Consider the following 21,971-nt stretch of genomic DNA (forward strand, 5'->3'; position numbering starts at 1 on the left):
ATGTTTTCCCTCGCCCCGGCTTACCGGCTATCAGCCGCCAGTAACGGCGGAAGAGGCGCCTGGCACCATAATTTCCGTGGCGATAATGACGATCAACAGACCGACGATGACCGGAACGGACGTGCGCTTCACCACTTCAAACGGTGATATTTTAGCCATCCCGGCGACAGCGACCACCACGCCGGAGACCGGCGAAATCGTGCGCCCCAGGTTTGAGGCTTGCAGCATTGGGATGGATAAATAGGCTGGGTTGATGCCGGAGGAGTGCGCCAGTTTAGGGATCATCTCAACAAAGGCGTAAAAAGGCGCATTGCCTGAACCGGTGGTCATCGCGGCCAGCATGGTTAAAATCACTAATACCAGCATCAGAATAATGCTGGCGGAGCCAAAAGAAGTGGCAATCGAGATCAGACTTTGGATAAAGCCAATGGTGCTCAGCCCCTGGGCGAAAACGCCCGCCGCGACCAGCAGCATCACGACGCCGGCAAACGCATCCGCCATGCCGCGATAAGCCACTTCCAGGCCGGAAAACACATTTTGCGTGTTGAAGCCGCGCACGAATTCCAGCACGGCGGCCAGCAGCATACAGATCACCAGGATGGTAATAATGTGCAACTGCGGCCCCCATTTACCGTCAAAAATCAGTACGCCGATAATGGGCGTGAACGGCAAAAGGGCATAAAACGCCGGGGCCGTGGTGGTAATCTCCGCAACGTCCAGCATCTCATGTGAAATGTTCTCTTTTTTATCCAGATAGCGTTGCCAGAAAAAGTGCGCAATCGCCATACCGATAATTGCGGCGATGGAAATCGGCAGCGTGGTTTTGAACGCGAAATCGATTAACGGCATCTCCGCCGCTTTTGCGGCTAAAACCACATCGCCAGACGTTGGCGAGAGGATGATGGCGGCCGGAGAGGCGCAAATAGCCGCCGCCGCGCCGCGGCTAATGCCGACGTTGACCATCACCGGGAAGAGAGTAGCCATGAGCAGTACGCCAAGCCCCGTCGCGGAAGAGACGGCCAGCGACATCAGGCAGGCGACAAAATAGGCGGCAATCATCAACAGGTAGGGCGAGTTTATGTACTGTAAAGGTTTCGACGCCAGCTTCACGACCATATCATTCGCGCCGATATGCGTCATATAAGCGGCAAAGCCGCACAGCATCATGATCATCATGCCAAGATCGCCGCCGCGACTCATGAGCAAAATTTTGATGTATTCAACAATATCTGTTGCGGTATAGCCGGTACTGGTTTCGCTGGCAGGTAATACCTTATGCCCCATCAGTGCGCTGATAATAAGCAGAACCAGACCGCCGACAAATAAAACGCCAGTGGCGGAATATCCCTTAATGATGTAGCGCGCTACACCCACAATAACGACGACTCCGATAAGGAGCTCTATAACTGTTAGCATTGTTTCCCCTGTCTTATCGACACCCAGAGTAAAAATAAGAACCACAAAAGTGGTATAAAAATGTACCGAATAAAGGATGGCGCCTTACTGATTAAAATCACGGCGCGGTTATTTTTTCATGTCATCGCTAAAGATGAAATATGCTTATACGAATTTTCTGTAGCGCTATAAGTATTAATTTATTGTTATTTTATTGTTTTGTTTGTTGTGCTTTGTTTTGTGTTTTTTGTGAAAACTTAGTAAGGAGAGCGCGACGGTTCTGAGTGCTAAATCAAACGCCGTTAACCCGATACTTTCTCAGATTATTCTCTGTTTATAGTTTGTTAAGATTTTATTCAGGTTAATGTTGTTATTATCACGGTCGAATTTTTGAACGGTATGGCTGTTGTGATGATTATCAGAAAGTATTTTCTTATTATTGCTCTCCTTGTTATGCCATGGCTGGCTATTCCTTCAGTCTCTGCGGCGGATAAAGGGTGGTTTAACACGTTTACCGATAACGTCGCAGAAACGTGGCGACAGCCTGAGCATTATGATTTGTATGTCCCCGCCATTACCTGGCATGCGCGCTTTGCCTACGATAAAGAGAAAACGGATCGCTATAACGAGCGGCCGTGGGGCGTTGGTTTTGGTCAGTCGCGCTGGGACGACAAAGGCAACTGGCATGGCCTCTATATGATGGCCTTTAAAGATTCATTTAACAAATGGGAACCCATAGGCGGTTATGGCTGGGAAAAAACCTGGCGACCGCTGGAAGACGATAATTTTCGTCTGGGACTGGGCTTTACCGCAGGCGTTACCGCGCGCGACAACTGGAATTATATTCCCATCCCTGTACTGTTGCCTTTAGCGTCGATAGGCTATGGTCCCGCTACCTTTCAGATGACCTACATTCCGGGTTCGTATAACAACGGAAACGTCTATTTCGCCTGGATGCGTTTCCAGTTTTGACGGGGAAGGGCATGCTTCAGTTGTGAATAAAAAAGCCTTAAAAAACAATAAGTAGACAGGGTTAGCTAAAAATTAACGCGATATTTATCACTTTTTCGCAAAGTTCGACTGGACAAAATGCATCACAATTGTTGTACTGGTATCCGACACAGCATTTGTGTCTATTTTTCATGTAAAGGTAATTTTGATGTCTAAGATTAAAGGTAACGTTAAGTGGTTTAATGAATCCAAAGGATTCGGTTTCATTACTCCGGAAGATGGCAGCAAAGACGTGTTCGTACACTTCTCTGCAATCCAGACCAATGGTTTTAAAACTCTGGCTGAAGGTCAGCGCGTAGAGTTCGAAATCACTAACGGTGCCAAAGGCCCTTCCGCTGCAAACGTAACTGCTCTGTAAGCATACGTCCGACAGCAAGATTTCAAAACCCGTCCTTTCGGCGGGTTTTTTTTTTGCGCTTAACGCGCCGCTGCGGCGGAAAATAGCCAGAATGCCAGCGCTGTCATGGCAAACGAACCCAACAGGTTAATCAGCACATTCAGCAGCGCCCAGCCAAAGCGCCCCTCTTGCAGCAAGAATACCACTTCAGCAGAAAAAGTAGAAAAGGTCGTCAGGCCGCCGCAAAAGCCGGTCGTAATGAGCACTTTCCACATCGGATCGATATGTGTCATGCGGTTAAACCAGGCGAACCCCATGCCGATAATAAACGCGCCAAGCAAATTTGCTGTTAGCGTACCGATGGGAATCGCCTGATGAAGCGGATTAAAACGCATACTTAGCATCCACCGGGCTACGCTCCCCGTTCCACCGCCGATAAAAACTGCTAAAAGAAGCTGTAACACTGCCGAATCCTTTATTTAATTGCTATACAGGAGGAGTGTAACGCCGAACACGCATAATTGGCGAGTCCTGACAGAGGTGTGGGAGGGGATATGTTCGTTGCAGCCGGGCAGTTTGTGGTGAGTTCTGTATGGGAAAAGAATGCGCAAGTTTGCGTTTCGTTAATGGCTCAGGCGGCGGGCCGCGGCGTATCGCTTCTGGTGCTGCCTGAGGGGATATTAGCGCGAGATGACATCGACCTTGACCTGCCGATTCGCGCCGCGCAGCCGCTGGATGGCGCGTTTATGACGCGGCTTCAGGAAGAAAGCGCTCATAATAATATGACGACGATATTCACTATCCTTGTCCCGTCAACGCCTGGACGGGCGGTTAATATGCTGGTGGCGCTACGGGCAGGTCACATTGTCGCGCGTTACGCGAAGCTGCATCTCTATGATGCGTTTTCGATGCAAGAATCCCAAAGTATTCCCAAAGTATTGATGCCGGAACCGCTATCGCGCCTGTGCTGGACGTGGAGGGGGTTAAGGTGGGGCTTATGACCTGTTATGACCTGCGCTTTCCTGACATGGCGTTAGCGCTGGCTTTACAGGGGGCTGACGTATTGGCGCTGCCGACGGGCTGGGTTCGCGGCCCGTTGAAAGAGCAGCAGTGGTCGACGCTGCTGGCGGCGAGAGCGCTGGATACCACCTGCTATATGATTGCGGCCGGGGAGTGTGGTAATCGTAATATTGGTCAAAGTCGTATTATCGATCCGTTGGGGGTAACGATAGCCGCAGCAGCCGATCGTCCGGCGCTGATCGTCGCGGAAATATTCAGAGAACGAATAGACCAGGTGCGGGAGCAACTTCCTCTTTTGCAGCAACGACGATTTGCGCCACCGCAATTATTATGATGTTTTTTTACGCAAAGCTTGATTCACCTTGTTACAGATTGCTATTGTGTGCGCGCGTCGAAAGACCGTTAATATTCTCAGGTTAATCCGGCGCGTTACGCAGCCTGTTTTTAGTGAAGAAGGTATCTATGGGTGAGATTAGTATTACCAAACTGCTGGTGGTTGCCGCACTGGTTGTTCTGCTGTTTGGTACCAAGAAGTTACGTACGCTGGGCGGAGACCTGGGCACGGCGATTAAAGGATTCAAGAAAGCAATGAACGATGAAGACGCGGGCGTTAAGAAAGACGTCGACGGTAGCGTTCAGGCTGAAAAACTCTCGCACAAAGAGTAATAGCGTGATGCGCTTGCTCCGCAGAGTAAAAAAACCGGCAAGTTGCCGGTTTTTTTTGCCTGAAATGTAAGCGTCTATTACACGATCATTTCACTTCCATGCCTTTGGCCTGGAGATCAGCATGGTACGAAGAACGTACAAAGGGGCCACAGGCGGCATGGGTAAAGCCCATCGCCAGGGCTTCCGCTTTCATCTCGTCAAACTCTTCCGGGCTGACATAACGCTGTACCGGCAGGTGATGGCGGCTTGGCTGTAGATACTGACCAAGCGTCAGCATGGTAACGCCGTGACGGCGTAAGTCGCGCATAACCTCAATGATTTCCGCATTGGTTTCGCCTAAGCCCACCATCAGACCCGATTTTGTCGGAATTTCCGGATGCGCTTCTTTGAAGCGTTCCAGTAATTTCAGCGACCAGTTGTAATCGGCGCCCGGACGAACCTGGCGGTAAATACGCGGCACGTTTTCCAGGTTGTGGTTAAACACATCCGGCGGCGTCGCGTTAAGGATATCCAGCGCGCGATCCATACGTCCACGGAAGTCTGGCACCAGGGTCTCTATTTTTATCTCCGGGCTTTTGGCACGGATAGCGGTGATGCAGTCAGCAAAATGCTGGGCGCCGCCGTCACGCAGATCGTCACGGTCGACAGAGGTGATGACCACATAGCGTAGCGCCATGTCGGCGATCGTTTGCGCCAGTTTCTGCGGCTCTTCCGCATCCGGCGCAACGGGGCGGCCATGGGCGACATCACAGAACGGACAGCGGCGAGTGCAAATGGCGCCAAGGATCATAAACGTAGCGGTACCGTGGTTGAAACATTCAGCCAGGTTTGGGCAAGACGCTTCCTCGCAGACAGAATGCAGGCCATTTTTGCGCATTGCGGCTTTGATGCCCTGGATACGGGTAGAATCCGCCGGAAGTTTTATTTTCATCCATTCCGGTTTACGTAGTAGAGCGTCGCGCTCTGTGACCACATTTTTAACCGGGATAAGAGCCATCTTATCGGCATCGCGGTATTTTACACCGCGTTCCATCACAATGGGTTTACTCATAGCGTGCGTGTTCCAGTTGCGAATAACGAAGGAAAGCGTTTCAATTCAAGGGAAAGTTGTATTTATCAACTATTTTTGAATTTGTGACACGCAGTATATCATTGATAAGGGCCATAAAGCAGCCTGACAGCCCGGCAAAATGTAAAATAGTTGTTGTTTTGTGCTGTTTGCCCATATCTTCCGTGACCTGAATGCAACATTTTTGTCAGAACGCCTCACGAATGATATCAATGACGTTCTCCAGCACCGGATCGCGCAGACTCAGTTTATTGTAATGCAGCGAGAACTCGACCTGTTCACTATTCACCGGCGCGTAGGGAAGGCGTTCAAGCGGCCAGCAACGGCTAAATAAGTCGTAGAAGCGGGCGGGCATCAGTCCCAGCAGATCGCTGCTGGCGATCAGCGAGGCAATGGTAAAAATATTGTAGCTGCTAAAACTGATTTGCTGATCGGGAAATGTCTCCTGCAGTCGCTGGCGCAGTAGGGAAAGATGTTGTCCCTCCAGCATCAGAAAGGTGTGATCCGCGCTGTTCAGTCTCTCTTCAGTAATGGCGTTCGCCAGACACGGGTGATGCTGGCGGCAGACAATCTCAAGCGTATCGCTAAACAGGACGTGATGCTGGATGCTCCGGTTGTTATAGCTATGGGTATTGATAATGAGATCGGTCTGAAACTGACTAAGCTGGCTTTCGGCATCGTCTACCGGAATGTTGCGCAGCAAAAGCTGAGGATAACGCGGCCTGATGGCCTGGTAAATAATCGGCATCACTAGCGCGCCGACCGAAGGCGTCGTGCCAATTGTAATGGTACGCTGCTTATCATAGCTGCCCGTAAGATCCAGGGCGCCAAGAATAGATTCCAGCCCCTGGCTGATGTATTCGTGCAGATGCGTAGCATACGTCGTGGGCGTTACGCCCTGGCCTTTGCGAATAAACAGCGGATCGGGAAATATAGTCCGTAATTTTTGAATGGACTGGCTGATGGCTGACGGCGTCAGGTTAAGAATTTTCGCTGCATTGACGATCCCTTTATGGACATATACGGCCTCAAAAATCGTCAACAGATTGAGGTCAATATTTCTCAGTGTTCTGAAAATTTGCGGTTTGTCTTGTAGGTGTTGATCGGCCGGTTGTCTTTCTGCCTGATTATTATCACTCACGCTCTGGCTCCGAATTCATTCGTATTATGAATAATAGATGAAATAGTATATTTTGCATTTATGAGTTGGTTTTAAAATTACTCTTATGAATGTATTTTTAGTCATTTCAATAAGATAAGTAACAGCAAGGCCGGGATTTTGCTCACGGAAAATTCCTCATCATGAGGACTGAAGAGGCCATGCCGCCTGGCGGCTACAGCAGGGATATAACGAAAATATAGAAAGCGGGGGGAGAAGTAAAGCATTCAAATCATATATGATTAATGACCCATAAATTTCTTGGGCCATTATATTTTACGCATTAAGCAGCAATATATTCATACGGTGGATTATTTAGCAGAGCTAAAATATTCGCCAGCAAGCGGGGCGCAATATTATCCGTGGTAGCGTCTTCCTTCCACTGCGTTATTTTAGCCATTTCCATGCCGGCATAACCACACGGGTTGATACGCAGGAAAGGAGAAAGATCCATGTTAACGTTTAGCGCTAAACCGTGGAATGAGCAGCCGCGACGGATACGTAAACCTAGCGAGCAGATTTTCTTTTCACCCACATAGACGCCCGGCGCATCGGCGCGCGGATGCGCCTCAATACCAATTTCAGCCAGCGTATTCACCACGGTCTGTTCAAGTAGGGTGACTAAATCACGCACGCCCAGTTTACGTCGTTTCAGGTTAAGTAAAACGTACATTACCTGTTGGCCCGGACCATGATAGGTCACCTGTCCTCCACGATCGCTCTGCACAACGGGAATATCGCCAGGCATCAATATATGTTCCGCTTTACCGGCCTGGCCCTGGGTAAACACCGGGTAATGCTCAACCAACCAGATTTCATCATGGCTGTTTTCATCGCGCATATCGGTAAAGTTATGCATGGCCTGAGAGATAGCTTCATAGGGCTGAAGGCCGAGCTGGCGGACAAGGATTTTATCCTGATACAAAACGGCATCTCCGTAGAGAATGAAAAAAGAGAGGAAAGTATATCACAGCGGGGGAGGCGGGGAGTTACCCGGATAAGACCGGGTAACCGTCTGGATGTATTACAATACCATTCGCACGATATCAATATTGCCCAGTTCTTCGTACAGCGTTTCAACCTGTTCAATATGGGTGGCATTAATGGTGATAGAGACCGAGTGGTAGTTGCCTTTGCTGCTCGGTTTTACCGTCGGAGAGTAATCACCAGGCGCATGGCGCTGTACCACTTCAACCACCTGATCAACCAGCTCAGGTAACGCCTGCCCCATTACTTTGTAAGTAAATGGCGTAGGGAATTCAAGCAGTTCGTTAAGTTTGGTTTTCATGTCAGCTCCGGCATTACGTAAAAAAATAACAACTCCCGCCACAGGGCGGGAGTTTTACTGATGCATAGTATATGGGGACGAAAATCACACTTTCAAGCGTTCAATTTTTATCCAAACCAGTGATGGAACATTAATTTAATGTAATCAATGATTTTACCGAAGAAGTTCCCTTCCGGGATCTCTTGCAGTACGACCAGCGGACGCTGCTCGATGGTTTTACCGTCCAGCTGGAAGTTGATGGTGCCGACCACCTGGTTTTTCTGCAGCGGCGCGTGCAGTTCTGCGGTATTCAGTACATAGCTCGCTTTCAAATCTTTCATGCGACCACGAGGGATCGTCAGGTAAACGTCTTTATCGACGCCCAGCGAGGCGCGATCGGTATTACCAAACCAGGCGGGTTCAGAGGCGAACTCTTTACCAGCCTTCAGCGGATTAACGGTTTCAAAGAAACGGAAGCCCCACGTCAGCAGTTTTTTGCTTTCTGTTTCACGGCCTTTATAGGTCCGTCCGCCCATCACGGCGGAAATCAATCGCATCTGGCCTTCGGTTGCGGAAGCGACCAGATTATAGCCCGCTTTGCTGGTATGGCCGGTTTTGATGCCGTCCACATTCAGGCTGTTATCCCACAGCAGACCGTTACGGTTTAACTGGCGAATGCCGTTAAAGGTGAACTCTTTTTCTTTATAAACGGCATATTCGTTAGGCACATCGCGAATTAACGCCTGACCAATCAGCGCCATATCGCGAGCTGAACTGTATTGTCCGTCGGCGTCCAGGCCGTGTACGGTCTGGAAGTGGGTATTTTTCAGCCCCAACGCGTTCACATAGCTATTCATCAGCCCGACGAAAGCATCCTGGCTACCGGCGGCGAAATCAGCCATTGCCACACAGGCGTCATTGCCGGATTGCAGATTGATGCCGCGTATCAACTGAGAGACCGGTACCTGCATTCCCGGCTTGAGGAACATCAGCGAGGAGCCTTTAAATACCGGATTGCCGGTGGCCCAGGCGTCATTACCGACGGTAACCAGGTCGGTTTCTTTAAATTTACCCGCTTTCATTGCCTGTCCGATGACGTAACTGGTCATCATCTTCGTCAGACTCGCCGGGTCGCGACGTTCGTCAGCGTTTTGTTCCGCCAGAACTTTACCGGAGTTGTAGTCGATCAGGATGTAGGATTCCGCATCGATCTGCGGAACACCCGGGATCATAGTTTTGATATTCAGGTCATCGGCATGTGCGGTTGAGATAAACGCGGCACAAAGCGCCGTGGTGAGCGCCATGCGCTGCATAAAACGAGCGGAAAAAGTGGTCTTCATGGTCTGAACTACGACGTCCGTGATGAAATTAAAAAAAGAGCCCTACTATAGCAAAAGCATAACTGGCAGGCATCTGACTTTCCGCGTGACTTTGTTAATGTCATTTACAGAAATTGACAGTACAGATACCTGCGATCGGTTACTGCGCGCTGGCGATAAAGGACTGTAATTGTGCTTCTGTTTGCAAACGTTGCTGTAACGCGCTGGCTTCGGCTTTACTGGCAAAAGGCCCCAGTTGAATACGCCAGACCGCGCCGTTTTGTATTACGCGTCCTGGTACGCTGAACTGCTGGCTTAAACGCTGTTGGTACTGCTGCGCGCGCGTTTGATCGCTGACGGCGCCGACCTGGACGACGAAACGACCGCTCGCCGCGGCGGCAGGCGCGCTCACCGGGGCAGATACCGGGGCTGCGGCGGCAGGCGCGCTCACCGGGGCAGATACCGGGGCTGCGGCGGCAGGCGCGCTCACCGGCGTCGCAGTCGCTGGAGCCGTCACTGGCGCGGAAACCGGCGCTGGCTGTGGCGCCGGCGTCGGTTCATTACTCTCCAGCACGCCAGGCGCCAGCGTGGTCGGCGCGCCGAGGAAGCCGCTGCTGCTCACTGGCGCACCGGTGGTATCGTCACTTTTCAACGTGGAATTACTGACCGGAAGAACGTCGCCTTGCGGTTGCGCAGGCGCTGAAGAGGCGCTTCCCATTCCGCCGCTTAAATCAGGGCGCGGGGGCAGAGCGTAGGTCTGTTTCGCCACCGTCGTACAGGCCATCCCCGGGCCGGAGAGCGAACCATCCGGCGCCACGATAATAGGGTCAATCCGTACTTTAGTATTATTCGAGGTATTCAGACGATCCGCCGCCGCGCGGGACAGGGAGATGACCCGATCGGTGCCATAGGGGCCGCGATCGTTAATACGCACGACGATCATGCGACCGTTGGCCAGGTTGGTGATTCGCGCATAGCTGGGGATAGGCAGTGTCGGATGGGCGGCGGTAAGCTGCATCGGATCGAACATCTCCCCGGAGGCGGTTAAATTACTGCCGGGTTCCGCATCATAAATAGCGGCCAGGCCAGCCTGGCTAAAGCGGGACGGGTCCTGAACGATTTTATAACTTTTACCGTCACGCTGATAATCCTGGTTTGCGGTCGGATTCAGAGGTTCATAACGCGGTTCCGCTCCGCTGATTTCCACAGTCGGACCATTACATACCGCAGGTTGCGGCGCGACGGTGGTTTGCTGCTGACCGCCGTCATTAGTACATGCCGCGAGTAGTACTATCCCTGCCGCGACGCAGATTACAGGCAACTGCTTACGCATTGCGCACCCCTTATACGCTTTTCGACAACATTTTTCTGTGGGTGTGGATCGACATCACAATCCCGAACCCGGCCATCAGCACAATCAGTGCGGAGCCCCCGTAGCTGACCAGGGGTAAAGGTACTCCAACCACAGGCAGAATACCGCTCACCATACCAATATTTACGAAGACATAAACGAATAATATTAACATTAATCCGCCAGCCATCACGCGACCAAATGTAGTTTGCGCTCTGGCGGCAATCCACAGACCGCGCATTATTAGCAAAATATAGAGCGCGAGCAGAATCAGGATGCCCACCAGACCGAGCTCTTCCGCCAGTACCGCGAAGATAAAGTCGGTATGGCGTTCGGGTAAAAACTCCAGCTGCGACTGGGTGCCGTGGAGCCAGCCTTTACCGCGCAGGCCGCCTGAGCCAATGGCGATTTTAGACTGAATAATATGATAGCCCGCGCCCAGCGGATCGGTCTCCGGATCAAGGAGCATCATGACGCGCTGGCGTTGGTAATCGTGCATCAGGAAAAACCACAAAATAGGAATAAATGCAGCGATCAATACAATGGCGACCCCAATTAAGCGCCAGCTCAGACCAGACAAAAATAGGACAAAGAGACCGGAAAGGGCGACCAAAATAGACGTCCCGAGGTCCGGCTGGGCGGCAACCAGCAGGGTAGGCATAAAGATTAATACCAGGGCGATGGCGGTATTTTTCAGCGAGGGCGGGCAGACGTCGCGGTTAATAAAGCGGGCGACCATCAGCGGCACGGCGATTTTGGCTATTTCCGAAGGCTGAAAGCGAACGATTCCCAGATCGAGCCAGCGCTGCGCGCCTTTGGATATTGCGCCGAAGGCATCAACGGCGACCAGCAAAATGATACAAATGATATAGAGATAGGGCGCCCAGCCTTCATATACGCGCGGCGGGATCTGCGCCATCACCACCATAACCACCAGCCCCATCGCAATCTGACCGATTTTACGCTCCATCATGCCGATGTCCTGGCCGCTGGCGCTCCAGATGACCAATGCGCTGTAAACCAGTAACGCCAGCAGAATGAGTAGCATCGTGGGATCGATATGAATTTTATCCCAGAAGGTTTTTTTGTTCGGATTATCCGTCATGATTATTGGTCCTCCGCCGCTGCAACCACCGGGTTTTCCGCAGGCAAATGGGTGTTGTTGTCGCCCAGCATGATGTGATCAAGGATTTGGCGCATGATCGTGCCTACTGCCGGGCCTGCGCCGCCGTTTTCAAGGATGATCGCGACGGCGACCTGGGGATTGTTATACGGCGCAAAGGCGGTCATTAATTTATGGTCGCGCAGGCGCTCGGCGATTTTATGCGCATTGTACGTTTCGTTGGCCTTCAGGCCAAAGACCTGCGCGGTGCCCGACTTCGCCGCGATTTTATAGGGCGCGCTGGCAAAATATTTATGCGCCGTGCCGTTAGGGCGGTTGGCGACGCCATACATGCCATCTTTCGCAATTTCCCAGTAGCCGGAGTGAATATCGCCCACCGGCGGCTCATGCGGCTGTACCCACGGCACCTGTTTACCGTTTTCCGCGGTGCTCATTAACAGGTGCGGGACTTTAACTACACCGTCGTTAATAAGGATCATCAGCGCCTTACTCATCTGAATCGGCGTTGCCGTCCAGTAACCCTGGCCGATGCCCACCGGAATCGTATCGCCCTGATACCACGGTTTTTTAAAGCGTTTCTGTTTCCACTCGCGGGTCGGCATATTACCAGAGCGCTCTTCTGCGAGATCAATTCCGGTATAGTGACCATAGCCGAACTTACCCATCCATTCTGACAGGCGATCGATCCCCATGTCATAGGCCACCTGATAGAAGAAGGTATCCGCCGACTCTTCAAGGGATTTGGTGATATTCAGATGCCCGTGGCCCCATTTTTTCCAGTCGCGATAACGTTTCTCAGACCCCGGCAACTGCCACCAGCCAGGGTCGAAAAGACTGGTGTTACGGGTGATGACGCCAGCGCTTAACGCCGATACGGCGACGTAAGGCTTAACGGTAGAAGCGGGTGGGTAGACACCCTGAGTCGCACGGTTCACTAATGGCGTGTTCGGGTCGTTAAGCAGCCCGGAGTAATCTTTGCTGGAGATGCCGTCCACGAAAAGGTTAGGGTCGTAACTTGGCATGGAGACCAGCGACAGCACGCCGCCGGTACGCGGATCGGTGACAATCACCGCCGCGCGACTGCCTGCCAGCAGCGTTTCAATATACTGCTGGAGCTTGAGATCCAGCGTCAGGTAGATATCGTGTCCGGCCTGCGGCGGCACCTCTTTGAGCTGGCGAATGACGCGGCCGCGGTTGTTGACTTCAACCTCTTCATAACCGGTTTGCCCATGCAGAATATCTTCATAGTAGCGCTCAATGCCCAGCTTGCCGATGTCATGGGTGGCGGCGTAGTTTGCCAGTTTGTTTTCTCTGTCGAGACGCTCGACGTCTTTATCATTGATTTTCGATACGTAGCCGATAACGTGGGTCAGCGCCGATCCGTATGGATAATAGCGGCGTTTATAGCCTTTGACTTCAACGCCCGGAAAACGGTACTGGTTGACGGCAAAGCGCGCGACCTGAACTTCCGTCAGGTTTGTTTTCACCGGAATAGAAGTAAAGCGATGGGATCGGGCGCGCTCTTTTTTAAAGGCGGCGATATCGTCGTCGTTTAAATCGACCACACTGCGTAGCGCATCCAGCGTTTGCTGAACGTTATCCACCTTTTCCGGCATCATTTCAATCTGATAGATAGTGCGGTTCAGCGCAAGGGGAATGCCGTTACGGTCGTAGATTATCCCGCGGCTTGGCGCAATTGGCACCAGCTTGATACGGTTTTCGTTCGAGCGGGTCTGGTAATCGGTAAAACGAAGGATTTGCAGATTATACAAATTGGCGATCAGTACGCCGGTCAGCAGCAAAATACCCAAAAAGGCGACCAGCGCCCGACGCACAAACAGTGCGGACTCAGCCGTATAGTCACGAAAAGAATTTTGTCGTTTCATCCGCTGCTTAATCTTCTCAAGACTTCACGATCACTCACGGTGATAAGGGTGGTTGGTTGTGATGCTCCACGCCCGGTACAAACTCTCCGCGACCAGAACCCGAACCAGCGGGTGAGGGAGCGTTAACGCCGAGAGCGACCAGCTCTGTTCCGCTGCCGCTTTGCAGGCGGGAGATAATCCTTCCGGGCCGCCAATCAGCAAGCTGACGTCGCGCCCGTCCTGTTTCCAGCGCTCCAGCTCATTGGCTAACTGCGGCGTATCCCACGGCTTGCCTGGAATATCCAGGGTAACAATGCGATTCTTACCGGCGGCGGCCAGCATCTGCTCGCCCTCTTTGTCGAGAATGCGTTTGATATCCGCGTTCTTGCCGCGTTTGCCCGCAGGGATTTCGATCAGCTCAAAGGGCATATCTTTCGGAAAACGACGCAGATATTCCGTAAATCCCGTTTGAACCCAGTCGGGCATCTTCGTGCCGACAGCGACAAGTTGCAGCTTCACGCATTAACTCCAGAGTTTTTCCAGTTCATACAGGCGGCGACTTTCTTCCTGCATGACATGCACAATCACATCGCCCAGATCGACGACAATCCAGTCAGCCGCATTTTCGCCTTCGACGCCCAACGGCAGCATACCGGCCGCGCGCGACGACTGCACCACGTGGTCGGCAATAGACATAACGTGACGGCTGGAGGTGCCGGTACAAATAATCATACAGTCGGTGATACTGGATTTACCCTGAACATCTAAGGCGATGATGTCCTGACCTTTCAGGTCATCAATTTTGTCGATAACAAAATCCTGGAGTGCTTTACCCTGCAAGTTTTCCCCCTGGGTGAATAATTGCGTTATAACGATAGAAAAAAGGCCAACAGGCTGGACCGGTAAGGCGTTGCGAGTTAACGCTAACCTTCCGGCGGGACGCCGTGTAGTATACCTGAATCAGCGGCGATACCGGGACTTATGTCGCCGGATCGGCGTTTAAAACCAGATTATCATCCCATCCCACGTCACAGAAAGCATCGCCATTTTTGTAAAACAATTTCTGCAAAGCTCTGCAAGGTGAAAAAAGCCTGGCTGCGGAGAATAACAGCCTGTCGGGGGCTGTCAATGGGCGAAACCACTGCGGCGAGAAAAAACGGAAAATTCATCACTCAGGCCGCCAGACGGCACGACTATTTAATACTTTCAGGGTGGCGAACCCTTCGCACAGGTCGATTGCGCTCCAGCATCCCTGTTCTACCCGGAAATGCCATAGCGAGGCGGCGGGCATCGCGAGCAGACGGGCAATCAACAGGCTGAGTACGCCCTGATGGCTGACGATCAGCAGGTTCTGGCAATCGCTAAACGCGTCGAGTCGCGAGATAAAGCGCTCTACGCGCCGGGTAAAAGCCTGAAAACCCTCGCCATTGGTCGGAACCGCATTCTGCCAGTCCGTACACCAGGCGGCATAGCTTTCGGCATCTTCATGGGTGAGGTCGCGGTGATGGCGCATTTCCCAGTCGCCGAAGTACATCTCATTAAGCTCAGGTAAGATGTGTTGCGGCACATCCCGGCCCTCCAGTACGAGCCGGGCGGTATGGCGCGCGCGCTCCAGCTCGCTGCATAACACCCGGTCAAATGGCGCGTGGCGCAATAAAGTATGTAGCGTTTTCGCCTGGCCAATCCCTTTTTCCGTTAACGGCGTGGGAGCATGTCCGCTATACAACCCGGCGACATTGGCCTCGGTTTCGCCATGACGCACCAGCCACAATCGCATGGTATTCCTCATGAGGTTAAATGCGCAAAACATGATAATGCCCCTGATTGCGCAACGTTTTTTTCACTAAAATAGCATTTTTTGGCCGGAGGCATAATGGCGTTATTCAACAGCGCGCATGGCGGTAATATTCGGGAAGCCGCGACGGTGTTGGGCATCTCGCCTGACCAGTTACTGGATTTTAGCGCAAACATTAATCCGCTGGGTATGCCTGTCAGCGTGAAACGCGCGCTTATCGACAATCTGGACTGCATTGAGCGCTACCCGGACGCCGATTATTTTCATTTGCACCAGGCGCTGGCGCGTCATCATCAGGTGCCGGCATCGTGGATACTGGCGGGAAATGGCGAGACGGAGTCAATCTTTACCGTGGCGAGCGGTCTTAAACCGCGTCGTGCAATGATTGTCACGCCAGGTTTCGCGGAGTATGGCCGGGCGCTGGCGCAAAGTGGCTGTGAAATTCGTCGTTGGTCTCTACGCGAAGCGGATGGCTGGCAGCTTACCGATGCCATTCTTGAGGCGTTGACGCCCGATCTGGACTGCCTGTTTCTGTGTACGCCCAATAATCCTACCGGCCTGCTGCCGGAGCGGCAGTTATTACAGACCATTGCCGATCGCTGCAAATCGCTGAACATTAACCTGATCCTGGATGAAGCGTTTATCGATTTTATTCCGCATGAGACGGGCTTTATTCCTGCTCTTAAAGATAATCCGTATATCTGGGTGCTGCGTTCGCTGACCAAATTTTATGCCATTCCCGGCCTGCGGTTGGGATATCTCGTCAACAGCGATGACGCGGCGGTGGCGCGGATGCGTCGCCAACAAATGCCGTGGTCGGTTAACGCGCTGGCGGCGCTTGCCGGTGAGGTAGCGTTACAGGATAGCGCCTGGCAACAGGCGACCTGGCATTGGTTACGGGAGGAGGGCGCCCGGTTTTATCAGGCGCTTTGTCAGCTCCCCCTGCTGACGGTCTATCCCGGGCGGGCAAACTATCTGTTGTTACGCTGTGAGCGAGAGGATATTGACCTGCAGCGACGGTTGCTGACGCAGCGGATTTTAATCCGTAGCTGCGCTAACTACCCGGGGCTGGACAGCCGCTATTATCGTGTGGCGATACGCAGCACTGCGCAAAACGAGCGTCTGCTGTCGGCGCTGCGCAATGTGCTTACTGGTATAACCCCTGCTGATTGATGTAGTTCAGCACGTTTTCCGGCAACAGATCGTCGCAGGATTCGCCTTTTTCCAGACGTTCGCGGATGAGGGTTGCGGAGATATTAAGCCAGGGCGTTTCCGCCAGGTAAATTTTACCGGCTGGCAACTGGTGCAGATCGTCCGGCGTATGGGTCAGATGCTGTTCCAGCCACTGCTGGTGTTGCGCCTGCGTCATTTCAAGGGGATAGCCCGGACGACGACAAACGATCAGGTGAGTGTTATCAAGGATGGTGTCGTAATCATGCCAGGTGGGGAAGTTAAGCAGCGAGTCCTGGCCGATAATAAACGCCAGCGGCGCTTCGGGACCCTGTTCTTCGCGCCATGCTTTCAGCGTTTGCGCAGTGTAAGAGGGCGCGTTTCGCTGTAGCTCGCGTTCATCCAGCGTAAAAAGCGGCTTATCGGCGATAGCCAGCTCCAGCATATATTTACGCTGCGCGCTGGAAGCTTCCGGCTGGGGGCGATGCGGCGGCACATTGTTAGGCATAATAATCACCCGCGATAAGCCGATCAGATTCGCCAGCGTTTCAACAGGTTTAAGATGTCCATAATGCACCGGATCAAAGGTGCCGCCGAATAAAGCCTGTAACGATTTCATATCACCCATCAATAAATACGTCTGCCAGCGCCTTATGGCAGAGCAGGAGCGACAGCCCTTCAAGATCTGCCCATACTGACTGACCATAATCCTGTTTGAGCGTAATTTCTGTACGCGTCAGTAACTGCACGGCCTGGCGAAGCTGTGCAGGATGGAGACGCTGCAACGCGTCGCCGATCATGGGGCGACGGTTTTGCCAGACCCGGTGTTTATCAAACAGCGCGCGTAACGGCGTATGCGCGGACTGACGTTTGAGATTTACCAGCAGCAGCAGCTCTCGCTGGAGGGTTCGCAGCAGAATGACCGGCTCGCTGCCTTCAAGGCGTAGCTGTTGCAGAATATGCAGCGCGCGTTTGCTTTTCCCCATCAGTAACGCATCCACCCAGTGGAAAGGGGTAAAGTGGGCGGCGTCATTGACGGCCTGCTCCACGCGAGGAAGCGTTAACTTACCGTCAGGCCAAAGCAGCGACAGCCGTTCCAGCGCCTGCGCCAGCGCCAACAGATTGCCCTCATAGCAATAGCACAGCAGTTGGTTCGCGGCGTCATCCAGTTGCAAATTCTGTGCTTTCGCTCTGGCGGCCACCCAGCGGGGAAGCTGCGCCTGCTCCGGCGTCTGACAACTGACCTGAACGCTACGGTCTGCCAGCGCGGTATACCAGGCGGCGTTTTCCTGCGCTTTGGTGAGCTTGTTTCCGCGTACTATTAATAACAGGTCGTCATGCAGCAGCTCGCTCAGCGTGGCGAGTTGCTCATTCATTGCCGCGTTAGGCCCGTTTTCCGGCAGTTGCAGCACCAGCGTTTGACGACTGGCGAACAGACTCATCGCCTGGCAGAGTGAGAAAAGCGATCCCCAGTCGGTACTGGGATCGAGAGTAAAAGCGTGGTGCTCTTCGAAGCCTTGCGACGCAGCCGCCAGACGAATAGCGTCCTGACTTTCCTGCAGCAGCAGCGGATCGTTGCCCAATAATAGATATGCCGCACGCAGCCCTTCGTTGAGCTGCGCGCGGAGTTGTTCAGGATACAACCTGATCATTAGTTACTCAGCGTAGTGGAGACGCGTGCTGGCGTAGAGGCGGGCGCCGCCGTCTCATTGTCGGCGGTAGCCTCCTCTTTCGTCGCCTGAATATCCGCCGCGCGGACGCTGGTCAGCTTACGAATCAGCTGTTCAGCGGCTTTGTCGTACATCTCCTGAACGATCATGGCCTGCTCGTTATCCTTCGCCAACGCCATCTGCGGGTTATCGAAGAACGAACGGTACACTTTCGTGCTGATAGGATAGATGTCATGGCCCGGAATCAATACCGAGGCATTGACGGTCATTACCATCTGATATTCCGCCGTCTGGCCATCCTGGAACACTGACGCCGTATCCTGCGAAATAGTCACCGTTCCAAGCCGCAGAGACGGAACGTCTTTGCGCGTTGTGTCTTTATCAAGCAGGTTTACGTTATTCAGCCGTAACTGATTACGTACCGCACGACTTAGCGGACCGTTCGGATCGCCTGAATCGAGGATCATCGTTTTCATTGAAGCCGGAACCTGCGTAGTGCTACGCAGATGCCAGCCGCATCCGGCGGTGACCAGCACCGCCAGAGATAACAACAGTGTTACCAGATATCGCACGCTTCCTCCCGCGCTTAGCCAACAACCAGATTGAGGAGTTTACCCGGAACGTAAATCACTTTACGCACGGTAACGCCATCAAGATATTTTGCCACCAGATGTTCCTGGCCTGCACGTTCACGCACCTGTTCTTCGGTGGCATCCACCGCAACGGTGATCTTACCGCGAACTTTACCGTTAACCTGCACGACAACCAGCGTGGTGTTTTCCACCATTGCCTGCTCGTCGGCAACCGGCCACGGCGCGTTGTCGATATCGCCTTCGCCGCCCAGTTCCTGCCACAAGGTAAAGCAGACGTGCGGGGTGAACGGGTTAAGCATACGCACGACGGCCTGCAGCGCTTCCTGAAGCAGTGCGCGGTCTTGTTCGCCTTCCTGCGGGGCTTTCGCCAGTTTGTTCATCAACTCCATGATCGCCGCAATGGCGGTGTTGAACGTCTGACGGCGGCCGATATCATCGGTCACTTTGGCAATGGTTTTATGCACATCGCGACGCAGCGCTTTTTGATCTTCGCTCAGCGCATCGACGTTCAGCGCCGCGACAGGACCTTTAGCGGTGTGTTCGTAAACCAGCTTCCAGACGCGTTTAATAAAGCGGTTTGCGCCTTCTACGCCGGACTCCTGCCATTCCAGAGTCATATCCGCCGGAGAAGCGAACATCATAAACAGGCGTACCGTGTCCGCGCCATAACGTTCAACCATTACCTGCGGGTCGATACCGTTATTTTTTGACTTGGACATTTTACTCATGCCAGTGTAGACCAGCTCATGACCCGCTGCGTCTTTTGCTTTGACGATGCGGCCTTTTTCATCGCGCTCGACGATAGCGTCAACTGGCGAAACCCAGTTACGTTCGCCGTTCTCGCCGACATAATAGAACGCATCCGCCAGTACCATGCCCTGGCACAGCAACTGTTTAGCCGGCTCGTCAGAGGTGACCATGCCCGCATCGCGCATCAGCTTATGGAAGAAGCGGAAGTAGAGCAGGTGCATGATGGCATGTTCAATACCGCCGATGTAGATGTCGACCGGCAGCCAGTAGTTTGCCGCTTTCGAATCCAGCATCCCTTCCTGATACTGCGGGCAGGTGTAACGCGCGTAGTACCATGACGATTCCATAAAGGTGTCGAAGGTGTCGGTTTCACGCAGCGCCGGCATACCGTTAACGGTGGTTTTCGCCCACTCAGGATCGGCCTTGATCGGGCTGGTGATGCCGTCCATGACGACGTCTTCCGGCAAAATAACCGGCAGTTGATCTTCCGGCGTCGGCAGCACGGTGCCGTCTTCCAGGGTGACCATTGGGATCGGCGCGCCCCAGTAACGCTGACGGGAAACGCCCCAGTCACGCAGACGGTAGTTCACTTTACGCTCGCCGACGCCTTTTTCCGCCAGTTTATCGGCAATGGCGTTAAACGCTGCTTCAAAGGCCAGGCCGTCAAACTCGCCGGAGTTAAACAGCACGCCTTTTTCGGTCAGCGCCTGTTCGGAAAGATCCGGCTCGGAACCGTCGGCGGCCAGAATCACCGGCTTGATGGTCAAACCGTATTTGGAGGCAAATTCGTAGTCGCGCTGATCGTGACCCGGAACGGCCATCACCGCGCCAGTGCCGTACTCCATCAGGACAAAGTTTGCCGCCCAGACCGGGATCTCTTCGCCAGTTAACGGATGAATCGCTTTATAGCCGGTGTCGACGCCTTTTTTCTCCATGGTCGCCATTTCGGCTTCGGCCACTTTGGTGTTACGGCATTCGTCGATGAACGCCGCCAGCTCGGCGTTGTTCGCCGCCGCTTTTTGCGCCAGCGGATGACCGGCGGCCACCGCCAGGTAAGTGGCGCCCATAAAGGTATCCGGACGGGTGGTATAGACGGTCAGGGTGTTATCGTAACCCTTCACATCGAAGGTGATTTCCACGCCTTCAGAGCGGCCAATCCAGTTGCGCTGCATCGTTTTTACGGTATCAGGCCAGTGGTCCAGCTTATCCAGATCGCGCAACAGCTCGTCTGCGTAAGCGGTGATTTTGATAAACCACTGTGGGATCTCTTTACGCTCAACTTTGGTGTCGCAGCGCCAGCAGCAGCCGTCGATCACCTGTTCGTTGGCGAGAACGGTCTGATCGTTCGGGCACCAGTTAACGGCAGAAGTCTTCTTGTACACCAGGCCTTTTTTATACAGCTCGGTGAAGAATTTCTGTTCCCAGCGGTAGTATTCCGGGGTGCAGGTCGCGATTTCACGGCTCCAGTCATAGCCAAAACCCAGCGTTTTGAGCTGGTTTTTCATGTACGCGATGTTGTCGTACGTCCACGGCGCCGGCGCGGTGTTGTTCTTCACCGCCGCGCCTTCCGCCGGCAGGCCGAAGGCGTCCCAGCCGATTGGCTGCAGCACGTTTTTGCCCAGCATACGCTGGTAGCGGGCAACCACGTCGCCGATGGTGTAGTTACGTACGTGGCCCATGTGTAGTCGGCCAGAAGGATAGGGAAGCATCGACAGGCAGTAATACTTCTCTTTGCTCTCGTCTTCGGTCACTTCAAATGTGCGCTTCTCATCCCAGTGAAGCTGTACTTTGGATTCTATCTCTTCCGGGCGGTATTGCTCTTGCATGGCAGCCAGTAGTCCTGTTTTCGATACAGCTACAAATGTAGCTTTAGAGGTGGTGTTTAGATCCGCATAGCATAGCCCAAACACGCACGTCAAAACAGGGGGTAGAACATTTGTCGCGCCAGGCGTTCATGAGGAGGTGACGCAAAATGCGACACGACTGAGGCAAATTACCGCAGTTCCTGTCACCGCCAGATCGGCCCATAAAAATAAAGTCATATAAACCATGCAGTTAAAAAATGGCACGCCTTTTGATTAGGGAAGACAGGACTAAAGCAAAGGAGTTAATCGTGAAAAAAAATGCAGTGGTGATTCACCCTCAGGATTGCGTCGCGACGGCTATTACGGCGCTCAAGGCCGGCGAAACCGCCACAATGTTCATTGGCGAACGCGAGATAAGCGTTGTGTTACATCAGGATGTGCCATTTGGCCACAAATTCGCCATCTGCGATGTGCCTTTTCATTGCGAAGTTTATAAATATGGCGAATCCATTGGCCGCGCCACTCAGGAAATAAAAAGTGGCGACTATGTGCACGTCCACAATGTGGAAAGCGAACGCGGACGTGGTGACTGGAAATAATATAAAA

The 21,971-nt window shown here is 53.0% G+C and carries 22 protein-coding genes and 1 pseudogene; 6 read left to right on the plus strand and 17 right to left on the minus strand.

Annotated elements, in window-relative coordinates; genetic code table 11:
* Positions 1 to 30: 30 nt before the first annotated feature.
* The gene (gene dcuC / locus NA624_RS06540) at positions 31 to 1,416 is read right to left on the minus strand and encodes an anaerobic C4-dicarboxylate transporter DcuC (RefSeq protein ID WP_000958619.1); all 1,386 of its coding nucleotides are present in this window, start codon (positions 1,414 to 1,416) and stop codon (positions 31 to 33) included.
* A gap of 378 nt (positions 1,417 to 1,794) precedes the next feature.
* Here dcuC and pagP point away from each other — a divergent pair, with 378 nt between their 5' ends.
* Positions 1,795 to 2,367 (plus strand): lipid IV(A) palmitoyltransferase PagP, encoded by a 573-nt coding sequence (gene pagP, locus NA624_RS06545; protein ID WP_001623090.1) that lies wholly within the window; start codon positions 1,795 to 1,797, stop codon positions 2,365 to 2,367.
* A gap of 187 nt (positions 2,368 to 2,554) precedes the next feature.
* Positions 2,555 to 2,764, plus strand: a complete 210-nt coding sequence (cspE, locus tag NA624_RS06550; protein ID WP_000034826.1) for a transcription antiterminator/RNA stability regulator CspE — start codon at positions 2,555 to 2,557, stop codon at positions 2,762 to 2,764.
* 59 nt (positions 2,765 to 2,823) lie between these two features.
* On the opposite strand, the gene crcB is transcribed toward cspE, so the two are convergent.
* Positions 2,824 to 3,207 carry a fluoride efflux transporter CrcB gene (crcB, locus tag NA624_RS06555; RefSeq protein WP_000939753.1) on the minus strand — a complete coding sequence of 128 codons (384 nt, stop codon included), beginning with the start codon at positions 3,205 to 3,207 and terminating at the stop codon, positions 2,824 to 2,826.
* 90 nt (positions 3,208 to 3,297) lie between these two features.
* On the opposite strand from crcB, the pseudogene NA624_RS06560 reads away from it, so the two are divergent.
* Together NA624_RS06560 and tatE are read left to right on the plus strand one after the other, a co-directional pair.
* Positions 3,298 to 4,097, plus strand: a pseudogene (locus NA624_RS06560) (deaminated glutathione amidase).
* Between the two features lie 128 nt (positions 4,098 to 4,225).
* Positions 4,226 to 4,429, plus strand: coding sequence for a twin-arginine translocase subunit TatE (gene tatE / locus NA624_RS06565; protein ID WP_000503938.1), 204 nt, complete (start codon positions 4,226 to 4,228; stop codon positions 4,427 to 4,429).
* Positions 4,430 to 4,514: 85 nt separating this feature from the next.
* Here the strand turns inward: tatE and lipA are convergent, their stop codons facing one another.
* The 11 genes from lipA to NA624_RS06620 all read right to left on the minus strand — a co-directional run bounded on the left by lipA (position 4,515) and on the right by NA624_RS06620 (position 15,359).
* Positions 4,515 to 5,480, minus strand: a complete 966-nt coding sequence (gene lipA / locus NA624_RS06570; RefSeq protein ID WP_000042640.1) for a lipoyl synthase — start codon at positions 5,478 to 5,480, stop codon at positions 4,515 to 4,517.
* A 205-nt stretch (positions 5,481 to 5,685) separates the two neighbouring features.
* Positions 5,686 to 6,639, minus strand: a complete 954-nt coding sequence (locus NA624_RS06575) for a YbeF family transcriptional regulator (protein WP_001282816.1) — start codon at positions 6,637 to 6,639, stop codon at positions 5,686 to 5,688.
* A 301-nt stretch (positions 6,640 to 6,940) separates the two neighbouring features.
* A complete protein-coding gene (lipB, locus tag NA624_RS06580; RefSeq protein ID WP_000284009.1) occupies positions 6,941 to 7,582 on the minus strand; it encodes a lipoyl(octanoyl) transferase LipB in 642 nt (213 codons plus the stop codon).
* A 99-nt stretch (positions 7,583 to 7,681) separates the two neighbouring features.
* Positions 7,682 to 7,945, minus strand: coding sequence for a DUF493 family protein YbeD (gene ybeD / locus NA624_RS06585; protein ID WP_000850547.1), 264 nt, complete (start codon positions 7,943 to 7,945; stop codon positions 7,682 to 7,684).
* 107 nt (positions 7,946 to 8,052) lie between these two features.
* Positions 8,053 to 9,264, minus strand: a complete 1,212-nt coding sequence (dacA, locus tag NA624_RS06590; protein WP_000858711.1) for a D-alanyl-D-alanine carboxypeptidase DacA — start codon at positions 9,262 to 9,264, stop codon at positions 8,053 to 8,055.
* A gap of 139 nt (positions 9,265 to 9,403) precedes the next feature.
* Entirely contained in the window at positions 9,404 to 10,576 is a 1,173-nt protein-coding gene (gene rlpA / locus NA624_RS06595; RefSeq protein ID WP_001231301.1) for an endolytic peptidoglycan transglycosylase RlpA, read from the minus strand.
* 10 nt (positions 10,577 to 10,586) lie between these two features.
* Positions 10,587 to 11,699, minus strand: coding sequence for a peptidoglycan glycosyltransferase MrdB (mrdB, locus tag NA624_RS06600; protein ID WP_000131713.1), 1,113 nt, complete (start codon positions 11,697 to 11,699; stop codon positions 10,587 to 10,589).
* 2 nt (positions 11,700 to 11,701) lie between these two features.
* Positions 11,702 to 13,603: a peptidoglycan DD-transpeptidase MrdA gene (gene mrdA, locus NA624_RS06605; RefSeq protein ID WP_000828700.1), complete on the minus strand. Its 1,902-nt coding sequence runs from the start codon at positions 13,601 to 13,603 to the stop codon at positions 11,702 to 11,704.
* Positions 13,604 to 13,633: 30 nt separating this feature from the next.
* On the minus strand, positions 13,634 to 14,101 hold the full coding sequence (gene rlmH / locus NA624_RS06610) for a 23S rRNA (pseudouridine(1915)-N(3))-methyltransferase RlmH (protein ID WP_000776107.1): 468 nt from the start codon (positions 14,099 to 14,101) through the stop codon (positions 13,634 to 13,636).
* A gap of 3 nt (positions 14,102 to 14,104) precedes the next feature.
* Positions 14,105 to 14,422, minus strand: coding sequence for a ribosome silencing factor (gene rsfS / locus NA624_RS06615; protein ID WP_001161670.1), 318 nt, complete (start codon positions 14,420 to 14,422; stop codon positions 14,105 to 14,107).
* Positions 14,423 to 14,750: 328 nt separating this feature from the next.
* A complete protein-coding gene (locus NA624_RS06620) occupies positions 14,751 to 15,359 on the minus strand; it encodes an adenosylcobalamin/alpha-ribazole phosphatase (RefSeq protein WP_001241923.1) in 609 nt (202 codons plus the stop codon).
* Positions 15,360 to 15,455: 96 nt separating this feature from the next.
* Between NA624_RS06620 and cobD the strand changes: the two genes are divergently transcribed.
* A complete protein-coding gene (gene cobD, locus NA624_RS06625; RefSeq protein ID WP_001173262.1) occupies positions 15,456 to 16,550 on the plus strand; it encodes a threonine-phosphate decarboxylase CobD in 1,095 nt (364 codons plus the stop codon).
* On the opposite strand, the gene nadD is transcribed toward cobD, so the two are convergent.
* Genes nadD through leuS form a run of 4 tightly spaced genes read right to left on the minus strand, consistent with a single transcriptional unit; the run spans position 16,525 to position 21,386 of the window.
* Positions 16,525 to 17,166 (minus strand): nicotinate-nucleotide adenylyltransferase, encoded by a 642-nt coding sequence (gene nadD, locus NA624_RS06630; protein ID WP_023137128.1) that lies wholly within the window; start codon positions 17,164 to 17,166, stop codon positions 16,525 to 16,527. The two genes, cobD and nadD, sit on opposite strands and share 26 nt — an antisense overlap.
* A 1-nt stretch (position 17,167) precedes the next feature.
* On the minus strand, positions 17,168 to 18,199 hold the full coding sequence (gene holA, locus NA624_RS06635) for a DNA polymerase III subunit delta (protein ID WP_000620491.1): 1,032 nt from the start codon (positions 18,197 to 18,199) through the stop codon (positions 17,168 to 17,170).
* The gene (gene lptE, locus NA624_RS06640) at positions 18,199 to 18,789 is read right to left on the minus strand and encodes an LPS assembly lipoprotein LptE (RefSeq protein WP_001269950.1); all 591 of its coding nucleotides are present in this window, start codon (positions 18,787 to 18,789) and stop codon (positions 18,199 to 18,201) included. Before lptE ends, holA begins: the two co-directional genes overlap by 1 nt.
* Before the next feature lie 14 nt (positions 18,790 to 18,803).
* The gene (gene leuS, locus NA624_RS06645; protein WP_001157916.1) at positions 18,804 to 21,386 is read right to left on the minus strand and encodes a leucine--tRNA ligase; all 2,583 of its coding nucleotides are present in this window, start codon (positions 21,384 to 21,386) and stop codon (positions 18,804 to 18,806) included.
* A 236-nt stretch (positions 21,387 to 21,622) separates the two neighbouring features.
* Between leuS and NA624_RS06650 the strand changes: the two genes are divergently transcribed.
* Positions 21,623 to 21,964: a UxaA family hydrolase gene (locus tag NA624_RS06650; RefSeq protein WP_077905342.1), complete on the plus strand. Its 342-nt coding sequence runs from the start codon at positions 21,623 to 21,625 to the stop codon at positions 21,962 to 21,964.
* Positions 21,965 to 21,971: the final 7 nt, after the last annotated feature.

Origin of the sequence: Salmonella sp. NW38 (genome assembly GCF_051807745.1) — a bacterium.
Classification (GTDB): Bacteria; Pseudomonadota; Gammaproteobacteria; order Enterobacterales; family Enterobacteriaceae; genus Salmonella; species Salmonella enterica.